Raw genomic sequence first — 18,229 nt, 5'->3', positions numbered from 1 at the left:
GGCGGCCCACTGCACGGGGTCGCCCGTCCCTTTTTCGGCAAGTTTTTGTTTTAACGTGATTTCCGAGCCGTGAAATGTTCCAATTCACTCGAAATCCCTCAAGGGAGACAGAGCCCATGCGCAGCCTCTTCGCGCTTCCCCTGATCTTCGCCGCAGCCGCTGCGCACGCCCAAACATTGCCGCTGATCCCCCTCCCCGCTTCGGTGACACCAGCCAACGGCAAACTGCTGATCGGCAATGGGGCCATGGTCGCCTCAACCGAGGACACAGGCGCAGTCATGGCCGCGCAGCTGCTGATCGACCGGGTGCGCATCGACCGGGGCCTGACACTCGCCAGGGCTGCGAGCGGCACCATCCGCTTCGAACGCGACGCCTCTGTCCCCGGCGAGGAGGCCTATCGGCTCGATATCGACGCGAAGGGCGCGACCATCCGCGCGAGCGGCGACCGGGGCCTGATCTGGGGCGCGATGACGCTGGCACAGCTACTCTCCCCCGATGCGCAGTTCGGCAAGCCCGTCACCCTTTCCGCCCTTTCGATCACCGACGCGCCGCGCTTCCGCTGGCGTGGGCTGATGATGGACGTGGCGCGCCATTTCCAGCCGGTCGAGACGCTCTATACGATCGTCGATGCCATGGCGGCGCAGAAGCTCAACATACTGCACCTCCACCTGACCGACGATCAGGGCTGGCGCGTGGAGATCAAGCGCTATCCCAGGCTGACCGAGATCGGCGGCTGGCGCACGCCCCCTTCGTCAGGCGGTACGCCGGGCGAGAAGGTCGGCGGCTTCTACACGCAGGAGCAGCTGAAGGCGCTGGTCGCTTATGCCGCCGATCGCGGCATCACCATCGTCCCCGAGATCGACATGCCGGGCCATGCGCAGGCTGCCGTCGCCGCTTACCCGGAGGAAGTCGGCGTGCTGGGTGACCGGCCAGAAACCGGGCATGACTGGGGCGTCAATCCCTGGCTCTTTTCGCCCAGTCCGCGCTCCATGGCGTTCATCAAGAATGTCCTTGATGAGTTGATCGTCATCTTCCCGTCCGAGTTCATCCATGTCGGCGGGGACGAGGCAGTGAAGGACCAGTGGCAACGCTCGCCGGAGGTTCAGGCGCAGATGAAGACGCTTGGACTGAAAACCGAAAATCAGATGCAGGGCTGGATGATCGGGGAGCTGGGGAAATATCTCACAGCCAAGAACCGCCGCCTGATCGGCTGGGATGAAATCCTCGAAGGCGATGTGCCGACCAGCGCCTCGGTCATGTCGTGGCGCGGCGACAAGGGCGCGGTCGAGGCTGCGAACAAGGGCCATGATGTGGTGCTTGCTCCCGCGCCGGTGCTGTATCTCGACAGCCTCCAGTCCGGCCGCAGCGACGAACCGCCGGGCCGCCTGTCGATCCAGACGCTGGAGCAGGTCTATGCCTATGACCCTGTACCGCCGGGCATCGATGCCGCGCGCGAAAGCCATGTCATGGGCGCGCAGGCAACCGCCTTTTCCGAATATCTCGCCACGGCCAGGCAAAAGGAACATGCGATCTTCCCGCGTCTTTCGGCCATTGCGGAACTGACATGGTCGCCTAAGGACAAGCGCGACTTCAAGGGTTTCGTGACCCGGCTCGATCCGCAGATGCTGCGCTATGGCCATGAGGGCATTGCGGCGGCCGACAGCGCCTTTGCCGTCAATTTCCATATGCTGGGCAAACGCGGCGCTGCGATGCGCAGCGGCAAGCTGACCCTGGCCATGGACACGCAGACTGGTGCGGGAACGATCCGCTACGGCGCGAAGGCCGGTGCGAAGGCGCGGGCCTACACCGCGCCGATCACGATCAGGACCGGCACCACGCTGGAAGCCGCCGCCTATTTGAAGGACGGCCGCGCCGCCGCCGCGCCGCGCAGTTTCGACGCCTCACGCACTGCGCTGCTGACGGCTGGCCCGACCGACCTCTCCACCTGCCCGCAAGGCGCGTTGGGCCTGCGTGTGCCGCTCGTATCGGGCCAGAGCGGGGACGCCCCAGCCTTCAACGTCAATATCTTCGACACCTGCACCATATGGGCCGACGCGCCGCTAGGCGAGGCGAAAGCCGTCACCATCGACATCGCCCGCCTGCCCCGTCATTATGGCCTCGCCCATGAGGAAAGCGCGTTACGCGCCCATTATGCGGTCACTGCCCATGGCGAGCTGGTGGTGCGGGCTGGCGGCTGCGAGGGGGGCGTGATCGGCACATTCCCGCTCCCAGATCCAAAAACCGCGCCCAACCGGCTGCGCTTTACCGCACCGTTCAAGGACCAGAGCGGCGACGCCAATCTCTGCTTCCAGTTCACCTCGCCGCTGTCTGAGCCCTTCTACGCCGTCGAAAAGGTCAGGCTGGAGGACCGCCGATAATGTTCCGGCGTGCCGCAGCCCTCCTTCTGGCAGTCGCTCCGGCCGCCCTGATCGCCGCTCCGCGCACCAGCATCCCGCTCGACCGGAACTGGCAGCTTCGCCTCGCCCCCGGCGAAAGCGAGGCGGCCAAGGCGCATCCCAAGGCCGCCAGATGGCTGCCCGCCACCGTTCCCGGCGCGGTCCAGACCGACCTGATGGCGCGGGCCCTCATGCCCGATCCCTTTATCGGCCTCAACGAAGCCACCATCCAATGGGTCGGGCGCAGTGACTGGGACTATCGCGGGCGGATCGACGCAACGTCTGCCCTGCTCGCCCGCGAGCATATCGATCTGGTGTTCGATGGCCTTGATACCTATGCCGAGGTCAAGCTCAACGGGCAGACCATCCTCGCCGCCGACAATGCCCATCGCCGCTGGAGGGTGGACGTCAGGAAGCTACTTAAGCCCGGCGCCAACGAGATCAGCATCCACTTCCGGAGTCCGCTCAAAGCCCTGCAACCCAAGGTGCTGGCGCTCGCCAATCCGCTGCCCGGCGAATATGACAGCGTCTTTGGCGACGAACCTGAAGCACGTCAGACCTCTCCCTATATCCGCAAGCCCAAATATCATTATGGCTGGGATTGGGGGCCACGCATTCTCAGCATCGGACCCAATGGTCCCATCCACATCGACGCGTGGGACGCCGCGCGGATCGAGAGCCTGCGGGTCGTGCAGGAAGCGGTGACGAAAGCGGAAGCCCGCATCGCCGCGCAAGTCGAACTGGTCGCCGGCCGCGAAGGCCGCGCTCAGGTGGAAACGGTGGTGAAGGGGCCGGACGGCCGCACCGTCGTCTCCGCGCGCGACGTGACCCTCACCGCAGGCGTCAATCAGGTCGCCGTCCCCGTCACCCTGCCCGATCCGCAACTTTGGTATCCGGCAGGCTATGGCGCGCAGCCGCTCTACAGTGTCACCACCAAGGTCCGCTTCGAGGGCGAAGAGGCCGACAGCGCCACCCGCTCCACAGGCCTTCGCACCGTCGATCTGGTGCGTGAGGCCGATGCCGAAGGGCGCGGCTTCCAGCTCAAGATCAACGGCCTGCCCATCTTCATGAAGGGAGCGAACATCATCCCCTTCGACATGTTTCCGGCCCGCGTGGCGGCCGAACGGATGGCGAGCATCCTCACCGACGCCCGCGATGCCAACATGAACATGGTCCGCATCTGGGGCGGCGGCTACTATCTGCCCGACGGCTTCTATGACGCGGCGGATCGCCTCGGCCTGATGGTCTGGCAGGATTTCATGTTCGGCGGCGCCGTCACTCCCTATGATCGCGATTTCCGCGAAAATGTGCGGATCGAGGCGGAGGAACAGGTCGACCGGGTGCAGGCGCATCCGTCCATCGTCCTCTGGTCGGGCAATAACGAAGTCCTCTCCGGCTGGGAAAGCTGGTCCGACCGCATTGCATTCAAGAAGCGCGTCGGCGCGGACGAGCAGGAGAAGGTCGGCGTCGGCCTCGCCATCCTGTTCAATCAGGTGCTGCGCGATGCGGCCGAGCGCCGCGATCCCGACGTCCCCTATTGGCCCGGCTCGCCGAGCAGCAATTATGAGGGCAAGCCCGATCAGGACGGCGATGGCGATCGCCATTATTGGGACGTCTGGGGCGGCAAGAAACCGGTCACCGCCTATCTGGACAGCTGCCCGCGCTTCATGTCCGAATATGGGCTGGAGGCGATGCCGGTCATGCCGACGATCACCGCCTTCGCAAAACCGAAGGATCGCACCATCACCTCCCCCGTGATGCGCGCCCACCAGAAATTCCTGAAGGGCGAAGGGCAGGAACGCCTCCTCCTCTATATCGAGCAGCGCTACCGCAGCCCGCGCGATTTCGCGGATTTCGTCTATCTCAGCCAAGCCATGCAGGCTGACGGCATTGCACTCGGCGCGCTGCATCACCGCGCCTGCCGCCCGCAGACCAGCGGCTCGCTCTACTGGCAGCTCAACGATGTGTGGCCGGGCGCGTCATGGTCGAGCATCGACTATTATGGCCGGTGGAAGGCGCTGCACTATGCCGCCCGCCGCTTCTTCGCCCCTGTCGCCATATCGGCGGGACGGCATGAGAATGGCACGACCGAAATCGCGCTGATCTCCGACAGGACCGTTGCCGTCACCGCCCATTGGCGCATCCGCCTGATCGACGTCGAGGGCAAAGGAAGCATGGTGAAGGAAGGCGACGCCACCCTCGCCCCGCTCTCCGCCTTGAAGATCGGCGATCTGACCGACGACGCCCTGTTCGGCAGCGCCGACAAGACCCGGACCTTTGCCGTCGCGGAACTGCTGGTTGACGGGCAAGTCACGTCCCGCGCGCTTGCCTCCGCCCTGCCGGAAAAGGCGATGGCGCTTCCCGATCCGGGCTTTACGACCAGCTGGACCACCACTCCGGACGGCAAGCCGCAGCTGACGGTCAAGGCAATCCGCCTCGCCCGCAGCCTCTGGATCGGCTTTGGCAGCGTCGACGCCAGCGCCTCCGACAACCATTTCGATCTTCTGCCCGGAGAAAGCGTGACCGTCTCCATCACCTCGAAGACACCGCTAGCCAAGCTGAAGGCCGCGCTCGAACTGCGCCATCTCGGAGCCGTCCGATGAGCGCCCTTCTCTTTCTCCTCGTCGCCTCCGCCGATCCTGCCATTGCAGCAAAGATCGCCAGCATGACGCCGGCGCAGAAGGCCGCGCAGCTCCAGTCCGGCGCGCCCAAGGACGGCCCCGAACTCCCCGCCTATGACTATTGGAACGAGGCGCTGCACGGCCTCGCCCGCAACGGCGTCGCCACGGTGTTCCCGCAGGCCATCGGCCTTGGCGCGACCTGGGACCCGGACCTCATGGAGCGCATCGGCACGACCGTCTCCACCGAGGCCCGCGCCAAATATAATGGCCTGCCCGGCAAGGACCGGCGGCGTTATGAGGGGCTGACCATCTGGTCGCCCAATATCAACATCTTCCGCGACCCGCGCTGGGGCAGGGGGCAGGAAACCTATGGCGAAGACCCGCTGCTGACCGGCAGCCTCGCGGTTGGCTATGTGCGCGGCCTGCAAGGGCCGGACCTCGACCAGCCCCGCGTCATCGCCACGCCCAAGCATCTGGTCGCCCATAGCGGTCCCGAAGCCGGGCGCGACAGTTTCAACGTCCAGTCCAGCGCTTATGATATGGAGGCGACCTTCCTCCCCGCCTTCCGCATGGCGCTGACGCAGGGCAAGGCGCTGTCGGTCATGTGCGCCTATAACAGCGTCCATGGCGTGCCGGTGTGCGCGTCGGACTGGCTGCTTAACCAGCGGGTGCGCAAGGACTGGGGCTTTACCGGCCTTGTCGTGTCGGACTGCGACGCCATCGGCAACATCAACCATTATCAGCGCTATCGCCAGACCAACGCCGCCGCATCGGCCGTGGCGATCAATGCGGGCATGGATTTGAATTGCGGCAAGGCTTATGCCGCGCTCGATCAGGCACTGGCACAGGGGCTGACCACGCAGGAGACGGTCGATACCGCCCTCGCCCGCACCTTCACCGCGCGCAAGGCGCTGGGCGATGCCTTCGGCGCGAACAGCCGCTGGGACAGTATCCCCGCCAGCGCCGTCGATACGCTCGCCAACCGCAATCTCGCGCTGGAGGCGGCGCGCAAGTCGCTGGTGCTGCTCCAGAATAACGGCGTCCTGCCCCTGAAGCGCGGCGCGCGCATCGCCGTCATTGGCCCCAATGCCGACAGTCTCGACGTGCTGGAGGCCAATTATCACGGCACCGCCGCCGCGCCGGTGACACCGCTGGCGGCGCTCCGCAAGCGCTTCGACGTCCATTATGCCCAGGGCGCGACCTTGGCCGAGGGCGTGCCGGCGGTCATCCCCGAAACCGCCTTCGCGCCGGGGCTGAAGGCTGAGTTCTTCGCCAATCCCGACTTCAGCGGCGCGCCGGTCATCGCGCAAACCCATGCCAAGGTCGATTTCGACTGGAACCGCAGCTCGCCCGCGCAGGGGGTGCCGAGCAACCGCTATGGCGTGCGCTGGACGGGCACCTTGCTGCCCGAAGGACCGGGCGAGCATCTGCTGCGCATCGATGTGCCGCGCTGCTTCGATTGCGAGGGGCATGATGCCGTGCGCCTCTGGATCGACGGCCAGCCGGTCATCACCGATGCGGGCGACAACAGGAGCGTCGAGGCCCGCCTGACCTTCGCAGACGCCCGCCCGCGCAGCATCCGCCTCGAACTCGCCCATGCGAGCGAGGATGAGGGCATCCGCCTCAGCTGGGTCGCGCCCGCTTTGCCACAGCGCAGCCGCGCCGTGGCAGCGGCCCGCGCCTCCGACGCCGTGGTGGCCTTTGTCGGCCTCTCCCCCGCCGTCGAGGGCGAAGCGCTCCAGATCGAGGTGCCCGGCTTCTCCGGCGGCGACCGCACCGATATTGCGCTGCCGGAAGTGCAGCAACAATTGCTCGAAGCGGTCAAGGCCACCGGCAGGCCGCTTGTCGCCGTCCTGCTGTCGGGCAGCGCCGTCGCGATGCAATGGGCAAAGGACCATGCCGACGCGGTGGTCGCCGCCTGGTATCCGGGCGAAGCGGGCGGCACCGCGATCAGCGATCTGATCGAAGGCCGCTACGCCCCCTCGGGCCGACTGCCCGTCACCTTCTACGCCAAGACCCGCGACCTGCCCGCATTCGTCGATTATAATATGCGCGAGCGGACCTATCGTTATTTCCACGGGCAATCGCTCTGGGGCTTCGGCCATGGCCTGAGCTATACCAGCTTCGCCTATGACAGCGCGCAGGCCCCCGCGACCATTGCAGCGGGCGAGACGCTGACGGTCAAGGCTCGCCTCACCAACAGCGGTAGCCGAGAGGGCGAGGAAGTGGCGCAGGCCTATCTGATCCCCCCGGCAAATCTGCGCACCATCGGCGAGTTCAACGATCCGGTCCTCCGCCATAATCTGGTCGGCTTCCAGCGCGTGACGTTGAAGCAGGGTAAGGGCAGGATACTCAGCTTCACCCTCGATCCCCGCGCGCTCAGCACCGTGGATCGCGACGGCAATCGCGCCGTGCGTCCCGGCGTCTATCGCCTGTTCATCGGCGGCGGTCAGCCGGGCGAGGCCAAGGGCACGGAGGTTGCCTTCACCATCACCGGAACGCAGGAGCTGCCGAAATGAAGCTGGACCGCCGCTCCCTGATCGCGGGCAGCCTCGCGCTCGCTGCCACGCCCGCCATCGGCGCACCTCGTTTCGAGAGCAAGCGCCCGGCCAATCGCCATTTCACCAGCAAAGCGGTTGAACGCGAGCTCGTCCGCGTCTCTGCGAAGATCGGCGACCCGGAATTGCGCGGGATGTTCGGCAACTGTTATCCGAACACGCTCGACACCACCGTCTTCATGGGCACGGTCGACGGCAAGCCCGACACCTGCGTCATCACGGGCGATATCGAATGCCTGTGGCTGCGCGACAGCTCGGCGCAACTCAACCCCTATGTCCACCTGACCCCGCACGATGCCAAGCTGCGCGAGTTGTTCCACGGCCTCATCGCCCGGCAGGCGCGCTCGATCCTGATCGATCCCTATGCCAATGCCTTCCTGCGCGATCCCGCGGCCAAGACCAACCTTTCATGGGCACTAGCCGACGATACCGAGATGAAGCCGGGCGTCGCGGAGCGGAAATGGGAGATCGACTCCCTCTGCTATCCGATGCGCCTCGCCCATGATTATTGGAAAGCGAGTGGCGATGCGGCGCCCTTCGACGCCCTCTGGGCCGAAGCCGCCCGCACCAGCATCCGCACCTTCCGCGAGCAGCAGCGCAAGGACAGCCCCGGCCCCTATCGCTTCCTGCGCCGCGACAAGCTCGCCACCGAAACCCAGATATTGGACGGCTATGGCGCGCCGACGAAGAAAATCGGGATGATCCACAGCATGTATCGTCCCTCCGACGATGCCTGCATCTTCCCCTTCCTCGTCCCCGCCAATCTCTTCGCGGTGGCGGCGCTGCGCAAGCTTGCCATCGTTGCCAGCGAGGCGGCGAAGGACAATCAACTCGCCACCGACGCCAAGACGCTGGCCGACGAGGTGGAAGCCGCCACCCGCTCCCATGGCACGATGATCGACCCGGCGACCGGCGAGCGGCTCTGGGCCTATGAGGTGGACGGTTTCGGCAACGGCCATTTCATGGACGACGCCAATGTGCCGAGCCTGTCCGCCCTCGCCTATCTGGGCGCGGTTCCGGCCAGCAATCCCCTGTTCCAACGCACCGCTGCCGCCGCATGGAGCGAGCGCAACCCCTATTTCTTCAAAGGTGCGATAGCCGAAGGCATAGGCGGCCCCCATGCCGGACTGCGCATGATCTGGCCGATGTCGATCATCATGCGTGCATTGAACAGCGAGGACGACGTCACCATCCGCCAATGTTTGCGCCATCTCAAAGCCAGCCATGGCGGCACCGGCTTCATCCATGAAGCCTTCGATCAGGATGACGCCACCACCTACACCCGCCACTGGTTCGCCTGGGCCAACGGCCTGTTCGGCGAACTGATGCTGGACCTCGCCCGCCGCAAGCCTGCCCTGCTGGGAGCGCCTTTATGATCGCCCTCACCCGCCGCAGCCTGCTGGGCGCGAGCGCCACCCTTGCGATTGCCAGCGCCACCCGGATCGAAGCCGCTGCGCCCCCAACCAAGCCCGACCTCTTCATCGGCACCGGCGGCGACGGCCACACCTTCCCCGGCGCGTCCATGCCCTTCGGCATGGTGCAGCTGTCGCCCGACACCGACACGGCGCGCTGGGACACCTGCTCGGGCTATCATCATGGCGACGCCTCGTTGCTGGGATTTTCGCACACCCATCTGTCGGGCACCGGCATTGGCGACATGCTGGACGTGCTGGTCGTGCCGACGCGTGGGGCCGTCCAGCTCCAGCCCGGCCCGCTCGACAAGCCGGACGAAGGCTATCGCCAGCGCTATAGTCAGGAACAGGCCGAACCCGGCTATTATGCCGTTTCGCTGGAAAGCGGCGTCCACGCCGAACTGACGGTGACGCCGCGCACCGGCATCCACCGCTATCATTTCCCGCAAGGTCCGGCCCATATCCTGATCGACATGAGCCATCTGGTGATGGAAGGCCCCGGTGAAGCCCCGCTGATCGACGAAGCCGCGCTCCAGATCGAAGCTGACGGCACCCTCACCGGCACCCGCCGCATGTTCCGCTGGGCCAAGGGCCGCCGCATCTTCTTCGCGATGCAATTCTCCCGCATGCCAAGCCAGGTGGAGTATTTCACCGACGACGACCAGCCCGCAGGCGCCGTCGCCGCCAAGGGCAAGCGTCTGAAAGCTGTCCTCCATTATGAGGAAGCAGGCACTGCACCGCTCCTCATCCGCTGCGGCATCTCAGCAGTCGACCTCGACGGCGCCCGCAAGAATCTGAAGGCCGAAGCCCCCCATTGGAACTTCAACCGCTACCGCGCCGCCGCCGCGCAGGCCTGGGCAACGGAAATGGGCCACATCACGCCCGAAGGCGGCACGACGGAACAGCGCGCCATCCTCGCCTCGGCGCTCTATCATGCCAGCCTCGGCCCAACGCTCTTCTCGGACGTGGATGGGCGCTATGTGGGCCTCGACCATCAGACTCACACACTGAACAAGGGTGAGGAAGCGCACAGCGCCTATTCCCTCTGGGACACCTATCGCGCCTTCCACCCGCTCCAGACGCTGATCCGGCCAAAGCGCGCCGCCGAATTCACCGCCGACCTCATCCGCCAGACACAGCAAAGCCCCTTCGGCCCGCCCGTCTGGCCGCTGCAAGGGGTGGAAACCGGCTGCATGATCGGCTGGCACAGCGTTTCGGTCATCGCGGAGGCCCGCGCCAAAGGCATCCGCGCCGACTATGCCGCCGCCTGGCCGGGCGTCGCCAAACGCAGTTTCGACTGGTCGACACCCAATCTGGACAACAGCCTCGGGCTGCAATTTTACGACGAAACCGGCTTCATTCCCGCCGACCGCATCTTCGAAAGCGTCTCACGCACGCTGGAATATAGCTATGACGACTATGCCGCAGCCCACATCGCCGACGCGGCCGGCAAGAGCATGGAAGCCGCCCGCCTGCGCCAACGGTCCGGCAACTGGCGCAATGTGTTCGACACGAAACTGAACTTCGCCCGCCCCCGGCTTGCGGATGGAAGCTGGGCCGAACCCTTCGCGCCCAACGAAGTGGGCCATTCCAGGAAATGGCGCGACTTCACCGAAAGCAACAGCTGGCAGGCGACCTTCCTCAACCAGCATGACGTCCACGGCCTGATCGCGGCGATGGGCGGCGACGCCACGTTCGAGGCGAAACTGGACGCCCTCTTCACCGCCGATTCCACTTTGCCCGAAGGCGCCCCGCCGGACATTAGCGGCCTCGTCGGCCAATATGCCCATGGCAATGAGCCCAGCCACCATGTCGCCTATCTCTACGCCTATTGCGGCGCGGCGTGGAAAACGCAGGCCATGGTCCGCCGCCTGTTGACGGAGATGTACAAGGCCGCCCCGGACGGGGTGATCGGCAATGACGATTGCGGGCAGATGAGTGCCTGGTTCATCCTGTCCTCGCTCGGCTTCTACCCGGTCGACCCGGTCAGCGCGACCTATGTGCTGGGCAGCCCGCTTTTCACCCGCTCCACCGTCAAGCTCGGCAATGGCAAAAAGCTGATCGTGGAAGCGCTGAATAACGGCCCCGACACCCCCTATGTCCGCCGGGTCGAATGGAACGGCCAGCCATGGACCAAGGGCTGGATCGCCCATGCCGATCTGGTGAAGGGCGGCACGCTGCGCTTCACCATGAGCGTCACGCCCAACAAAGCCTTCGCCAGCCGTCCCGAAGACAGGCCCGGCCGCCCGGCATGAGCGTCGCGGCGGCCCTGACCCTGCTCGCTGCGGACACGGCGCACACCGTGCCTTTGCAATCGGTCTGCGTCACCGGTGCCGGTTCCGCCAAGCCTGCCGCCGACCTCCTGCGCCGCCGCCTGGCGGAGCGGGGGGCAAGCGACAAGGGCTGTGCCACGCGTATCGCCTTTGTGTCGGGCAGTTTGTCGAAGGAGGCCTTCCGCATCGACCGGCGGGCAACGACCGTCACCCTTCGCTCCGCCAGCACGCGCGGCTTCGTCTACGGCGCGGGCTGGCTGCTGCGGCATAGCGACAATCTGGCGCTGACGCTCAGCGCGCCGGTCAATGAAAAGCCGCAACAGGCCATTCGCGGCACGCAGATTGGCTATCGCTTCAAGAATAACAGCTACGACGCCTGGACCCCGGCGATGCTGAGGCGCCGGATCGAGGATTTCGCACTCTGGGGCGCCAACCGCGTCCAGATCATCGCACCCCGCTCCGACGACGCGCCAACCTCGCCGCTGATGCCGGTGCCGCCGGAGCAAGCCGTCCGCGATATGGCGCAGGCGACCCATGATCTGGGTCTGGACGTCGCCATCTTCTACCCATTGCTGGGCGACTATGATGGCGGCGCAGCGGATGCAGCCGAAGCGCATCAGCTCGACGCTCTGCTCCAAACTCTGCCCGCGCTCGACGCCCTCTATTTCCCCGGGGGTGATCCCGGCCATACCAGCCCCCAGCGGCTGTTCCCACTGGTCGAGCGGCTATCGAAAACCCTGCGCACCCGCTTCCCCAAGGCGGAACTGCTCCTTTCCACCCAAGGCTTCGATGCCAAGGGATTGGACGCCTTCCATGCCGCGCTGGCCTACCACCCGAAATGGCTGACTGCCCTCTTCGTCGGCCCGCAAACCCGTGAGAGCGCCACCACCCATATCCGCCGCCTCGCAGGCCGCTATCCGGTCGAACTCTACCCTGACACCGCCCACGCCATGCAGGCGCAGTTTCCCATCCCTGACTGGAATCCCGCTTTCGCGCTCACCCAGGGCCGCGAACCGGTCAACCCGCGTCCCGCCGCGCAAGCCACGATCTTCGCCCACATCACACCCGGCACGCGCGGCGCGATCAGCTATTCCGAAGGCATTAACGACGACTGGAACATCCACCAGTGGCTCGCCATGGGCTGGAACGGGAAGGCCGACATCGCCCGCGACTATGCCAATTTCTATGTGGGCGATCCCGCCTTCGCCGCCATACCGGCGATGCTCGAAGCCAATTGGCAGGGCGACCCCGCCGCCAACGCGCAGATCGAACCGACCCTCGCCGCCATCGACGCGATCCGCCCGGCGACATGGGCTGACTGGCATCTTGACCTCTACCGCTACCGCGCCGTCTATGACGCGCTGATCCGCGAGCGCCTGATCCGCGCCCGTGCGAATCAGGCTGAAGCGCTCTACACGCTGAGGCAGGTATCGGCGACCGGCGCGGAGCCTGCCGTCGCCGCCGCCCGCTTCGCCTATGCCCGGTCGGACAGCATGAGAGCGGGCGATCTCTATCAACGCCTGACCACCTTCGCCGACCAGCTGCGCCACACCGCCGGCATGCAGCTCTCCCTTGACCACGGCGCCTCCAACTGGCGGCGGGGCGCGAATTTCGACCGCGCCATGATCGACCTCAACGACCGCAAGGCCGTCGAACGCGACATGACCGCAGCCCTAGCCCTCCCCACCCAAGCCGAGCGGATCGTGGCCCTCTATGCACTGGGCGACCGCTGGGGCATGGCCGACTTCGCGCTCTACGACGATCTGGGCGATCCGACCAACGAACCGCATCTGGTGCGCGGCCCCGGCTATCCGAGCGACCCGCAACTCTGGCGCACGGCGATCGACGGCGTCGCCGAACACACCCCCGATGAAGGCTGGCGCATGGCCGAACTCAGCTATGCCGAAGCGCTGTTCGAGCAGCCACTGTCTCTCCATTATGAGGGGCTGGAGAAGGGCCGCCCCTACCGCCTGCGCTACACATGGGCGGGCGAGGACTATAGCCTGCCGCTGACCCTCACCGCGAACGGAACGCCCCTGCCCAGCCCCGCCACGCGCACCACCAACCCCCAACGCGTGGACCTTGCCATCCCCCGGTCCCTGACCGCCAGCGGCACGCTCGATCTCGTCTGGAGTCGACCGCCGGGCATGGGCGGCAGCGGCCGGGGCCGCCAGATCGCGGAGGTCTGGCTCATACCTCAATCCCCAACATCGAAGGCCGTCCCATGATCCCGCATCTCACCCGCCGCTCGCTGATGGCCGGATCGCTGCTCGCCACCGCCGCAGCCTGCGCGCCGCGTGGCCCCACGACCATGAGCCAGCCCAAACTGCCCGCGCCATGGGGCGCCACGCCCTCGCCGCGCCAGCTCAAATGGCATGACCGGCGGATATATGCCTTCATCCACTTCTCGATGAACACCTTCACCGACAAGGAATGGGGCTATGGCGACGAGGACGTCCGCCAGTTCAACCCGACCGATTTCGCCCCCGACCAGATCGTCGCAGCGGCGAAATCTGGCGGCCTCACCGGCCTCATCATCACCGCCAAGCATCATGACGGCTTCTGCCTCTGGCCGACGATGCTGACCGAACATTGCATCCGCAACACGCCCTACAAGCAAGGCAAGGGCGATATCGTCGGTGAACTGGAAGCCGCCTGCCGCCGCGCGGGCATGGCCTTCGGCGTCTATCTCTCCCCCTGGGACCGCAACCGCGCCGATTACGGCCATCCCAGCTATATCGACTATTACCGCGCTCAGCTGACCGAACTGTGCACCCGCTATGGCGCTCTGTTCGAGGTGTGGTTCGACGGCGCCAATGGCGGCGACGGCTATTATGGCGGTGCCCGCGAGACGCGGAAGATCGATGCGGTGTCCTATTATAACTGGCCCAGCATCATCGACCTCGTCCACAAGCTGCAACCCAATGCCTGCACCTTCGACCCGCTCGGCGCGGACATCCGCTGGGTCGGCAATGAGGACGGCCATGCGGGCGATCCCTGTTGGCCCACCATGCCGAACGAGCCCTATGACCAGACCAACGGCAATACCGGCGTGCGCGGCGCCCCGCTATGGTGGCCCGCCGAAACCAATGTCTCGATCCGGCCCGGCTGGTTCTATCATGCCGACGAGGATGCGCAGGTGAAGACGCCGCAAAAGCTGATGGAGATGTTCGACCAGTCCATCGGCCACGGCACGACCTTCCACCTCAACCTGCCCCCCGACAAGCGCGGCCGCATCGCCGACCGCGACGTCGCCAGCCTGAAGGCGTTCGGAGACGCGGTGCGCGCGACCTTCGCCACCGACCTCGCGCTGAACGCCGTCGCCGCCGCCAGCGCCGACATTGGCGGCACGGCAGCCCATGCGACGGACGGCAATCCCGACACATTCTGGTGCGCGCCCGCTGAAGCCAAGGACGCCACCCTCACCCTCGACCTGCAACCGGGCACACGCTTCGACACCATTCACCTTCAGGAATGGCTGCCGCTGGGCCTGCGCACCACCAGCTTCGCCATCGACATTTCCGACGACGGCCAGAACTGGCAACAGATCGCCGCCAAGGAGATGGTCGGCCCGCAGCGCCTGATCCGCCTGCCGACGCCCATCACGCCCCGCCGCATCCGCTTCCGCCCTACCGCCGCCGAAGCCGGACCGACCCTGCGCGAATTTGCCCTGTTCCTTTCGGTCGCCCCGGCAAAACTGCCCCCGGCCACAGTCACCGACAGCAGCATCGTCGCCCGCGACAATTGGAAGATCGCAAAGGCCAGCGCCCCCGGCGCTGAAGCCGTGCTCGACGACAATGCGAAAACCGCCTGGACCTCCCCGGCCCCGGCCAGCATCACGATCGACCTTGGCAAAGTGGAAAAGCTCGCCGGTTTCGCGCTGACGCCCACCCGCCATGTCGATCCGCAGGCCGCCCCGCCCGCCCGCTACATGGTGGAAACCAGCACGGACGGCACGCACTGGACGAAACCACAGGACGGCGAGTTCCAGAACATCAACTATGCCCGCGCCACACAACGCATACCCTTCGCCGTCGCGCGCCAAGCCCGCTATCTGCGCCTCAACTTCCCGCGCCCGGCGGTTCCGGCTCCGGCCATAGCGATCGCCACCATCGGCGCCTTCCGCTGATCACCCTCCCCTTTCCTTCGGGAAGGGAGAGGGGAACCATCATCGCTCGCTCAGCCGTACCGTACCCAAGATTCCGGAGGCCTCACCAGCCACCGACTGCACCAGCAGAACGACATCCCGCGCGCCCGGAGGCACATCAGCCTCCATGCCGCCAACCGTCTGATCCTTCACCGCAACCCGGCGCCCATCAACCCAAAGTTCCGCCCGCCCTGCCACGCGCCCCAGCTCCAGCCGCCCACCTTCGGCCAATATCCGCTTCCGCGCCGGCAGGGACGCCTGCCAGACCCGCCATTTCGATGCGTCATCCGCTCCAACGGCCGTCCCGCTTCGCGTAAAGGCCCAGAGGTTATTGTCACCATCCGCAGGCCGCAGCCCCGGATCGGGCCGGTCGGCAAAGGCGGGCGATAGACGCCACTCCGTCACCATCGCCTCACCCGGCTGCATTGCGACAAAGGGGCGCACCTCCGCCGCCATCACCGGCAACGCCAGCCGCGCCACCCGCAGCCCGTCAGCCCGCGCCTCAACCGTCAGCCGCCCGCGCCCTTCGCCCGCCTGCACGATCAGCTGCGCCAATCCGTTGAACAGCGACCGCTCCGGCACCTTCTCGCTCTCATGGCAGTTAGGATCGCCGTTGCCGACGCCGATCAGCGTCCCGCCCGACACGGCAAAGCGGACCTTGCGTTGCTCGACCGGAACATGATGCCCGCGCGCATCGACGGCATCGACCGTCACCGCCACCACATCTTCGCCATCGCCGCGCAAAGCCCGCCGCATTGGCGTCAGCCGCAGCGCCACAGCCGGCCCCGCCGTATGATGCACCGCCCGCGCGGCAATGCGCCCGTCTTTCAGCGCCTCCACCTCCAGCACGCCGGGCGCATAGGGGAGGGTGAACCGGTTTCCCATGATCCGGTCGCAATCCTGCTCCCCGATCACGCGCCCGTTCACCCGCACACGCACCCGATCGGCATTGGAGGTCACGAGCAGATCCATCGCCTGCCCCTCCCGCCCGGGCCAGGTCCAGTGCGGCGCGACACCGACCACCACTTCATCATCGATCCACTGCGCCCGCCTGATGTCATAGGCCGTCTTGGCAAAGCCGCAGAGGTCCAGCACCCCGAAAAAGCTCGCGATCGTCGGCCAGGCATAGGGCGTCGGCTCGCCATGATAGTCGAAGCCGGTCCACACGAAACCGCCCGCGATGAAAGGCCGCTCGGCAATTGCCTTCCACGATGCCCGATGCGTCGCGCCCCAGCCCGCCGCCTCCTCATCCATGGAGGAGATGACATGGTGAGCCGGATCATTGGCGAAGGCTCCGCGCGTCATGAAGGCACTGGTGTCCTCCGAACTGGTCGAGGGCTTCGCGGGATTCAATGCATGAAAGCGGTCATAATCGTCAGGATAGTAATTGAACCCCATCACATCGACGACCTGCGACACATTATGCGGGGCATAGAAAGAGCCGTTCATCGCCGCCGTCACCGGGCGGCTATCGTCCAGCGCCCGCACCGCCGCGCGCATGCGCCGCACCATTTCGACGCCGGATTCCGTGCCCTGCATCGGCTCCTCATTGAACACCGACCAGAGGATGATGCTGGGATGGTTGCGATGCGCCCGCACCAGCCATTGCAGCTGCGCCAGATTTTCCGGCGCCGGGTTGAATATCCGGTTCTCGTCCATGACCAGAAAGCCCATCCGGTCGCACAGCGCATAAAATTCCGGGGCCTGGGCATTGTGCGAACAGCGGATGGCGTTGCAGCCGAAATCCTTCAATCGCTGAAGCCGCCACGCCAGCAGCGCGTCCGGCACCGCCACCCCGACCCCAGCATGGTCCTGATGCAGGCACACGCCCTTAAGCTTCACCGATTGGCCGTTCAGCAGGAAGCCGCGCTGCGCATCGAAGGCAATGGTGCGGAAGCCCACCGACACGATCCGGCGGTCCGCACCCTGCGGCCCTTCCACCATGATCTCAACCGTGTAAAGCGTCGGCGTTGCAACCGACCAGAGCCGCGTTGGCCCCGCATCCACCACCAGTTCCGCCGTCGCGGATGCCAGCGGTTCGACCCGCGCCATGCCACCCTGCCGCGCCACTTCCCGTCCCTCGGGATCGCGCAGCACCGCCGTCACCCGCACATCAGCCGCCGCATCGGCAATGCTCTCCAGCATCACCGTCACCGGCACGCGCCAGCGCCCGTCGATCAGCCGGGGATCGCAATGCACCCCATCGGTCGCGATCGACACCGCGGCCCGCTTCGCCAGCCATACATGGCGATAGATGCCCGCGCCCTCATACCACCAGCCTTCCATCGCGGTCGCGTCCACTTGCACCGCGATGACGTTCCCCTCTTCCCCGAAGCGGGCGAAGGGCGTGATATCGATGGTGATCGCATTATAGGCCGAGAAATTCCGCGCCACGACGCTGCCATTGACCCAGATGGTCGCCCGCGTCGCCATCCCGCCAAACTGCAATTCCAGCCGCTTGCCCCGATCAGCCTCCTCCAGCCGGAAACTGCGCCGATACCAGCCCATGCCCCGCGGCCGATAGCCCTGCGACACGTTGGCGTTCTCGACAAAGGGCTGAAACGACGCCCAGTCATGCGGCAGGGTCACGCTGACCCAATCGCTGTCGTCCCAGTCGATTGCGGCAGCCCCCCGCGCATTGCCGGCCTTGACCGACACATAGGTCTGATGGTGGCCCTCCGGCGGCGCGAGCGGGATATCCCCCTCATGAAACTGCCAGCCCCGATCGAGCAACAGGCGCGAGGGATCGGACTGCGGCAAGGGTTGCCAATCCCGTTCGCCCATGCCGTGCAGTTCCGCCGCGGCCTCCGTCGCCGCGGCGG

Annotated in this window: 8 protein-coding genes; 7 read left to right on the top strand and 1 reads right to left on the bottom strand. The window is 66.1% G+C overall.

Annotated features, from left to right (window positions below):
• Nucleotides 1-116 precede the first annotated feature (116 nt).
• The 7 genes from RUH75_RS17955 to RUH75_RS17925 are packed head-to-tail and all read left to right on the top strand — an operon-like array spanning nt 117 to nt 15,389.
• On the top strand, nt 117-2,378 hold the full coding sequence (locus RUH75_RS17955; RefSeq protein ID WP_313808529.1) for a beta-N-acetylhexosaminidase: 2,262 nt from the start codon (nt 117-119) through the stop codon (nt 2,376-2,378).
• Entirely contained in the window at nt 2,378-4,999 is a 2,622-nt protein-coding gene (locus RUH75_RS17950) for a beta-mannosidase (RefSeq protein ID WP_313808528.1), read from the top strand. The genes RUH75_RS17955 and RUH75_RS17950 overlap by 1 nt, the downstream gene beginning before the upstream one ends.
• Entirely contained in the window at nt 4,996-7,536 is a 2,541-nt protein-coding gene (locus RUH75_RS17945; protein ID WP_313808527.1) for a glycoside hydrolase family 3 C-terminal domain-containing protein, read from the top strand. The genes RUH75_RS17950 and RUH75_RS17945 overlap by 4 nt, the downstream gene beginning before the upstream one ends.
• The gene (locus RUH75_RS17940) at nt 7,533-8,951 is read left to right on the top strand and encodes a glycoside hydrolase family 125 protein (RefSeq protein ID WP_313808526.1); all 1,419 of its coding nucleotides are present in this window, start codon (nt 7,533-7,535) and stop codon (nt 8,949-8,951) included. The genes RUH75_RS17945 and RUH75_RS17940 overlap by 4 nt, the downstream gene beginning before the upstream one ends.
• The gene (locus tag RUH75_RS17935) at nt 8,948-11,242 is read left to right on the top strand and encodes a GH92 family glycosyl hydrolase (RefSeq protein WP_313808525.1); all 2,295 of its coding nucleotides are present in this window, start codon (nt 8,948-8,950) and stop codon (nt 11,240-11,242) included. Before RUH75_RS17940 ends, RUH75_RS17935 begins: the two co-directional genes overlap by 4 nt.
• Nucleotides 11,239-13,488 (top strand): hypothetical protein, encoded by a 2,250-nt coding sequence (locus RUH75_RS17930; RefSeq protein WP_313808524.1) that lies wholly within the window; start codon nt 11,239-11,241, stop codon nt 13,486-13,488. The genes RUH75_RS17935 and RUH75_RS17930 overlap by 4 nt, the downstream gene beginning before the upstream one ends.
• Nucleotides 13,485-15,389: a discoidin domain-containing protein gene (locus tag RUH75_RS17925; protein ID WP_313808523.1), complete on the top strand. Its 1,905-nt coding sequence runs from the start codon at nt 13,485-13,487 to the stop codon at nt 15,387-15,389. Before RUH75_RS17930 ends, RUH75_RS17925 begins: the two co-directional genes overlap by 4 nt.
• A gap of 39 nt (nt 15,390-15,428) precedes the next feature.
• On the opposite strand, the gene galA is transcribed toward RUH75_RS17925, so the two are convergent.
• On the bottom strand, nt 15,429-18,229 hold a 2,801-nt coding region (galA, locus tag RUH75_RS17920; RefSeq protein ID WP_313808522.1), incomplete at its 5' end, for a beta-galactosidase GalA.

Source organism: Sphingobium sp., from assembly GCF_032153725.1.
Taxonomy (GTDB): domain Bacteria; phylum Pseudomonadota; class Alphaproteobacteria; order Sphingomonadales; family Sphingomonadaceae; genus Sphingobium.
The sequence above is the reverse complement of the archived record's forward strand: the minus strand, read 5'-3'. Positions and strand labels throughout refer to the sequence as shown.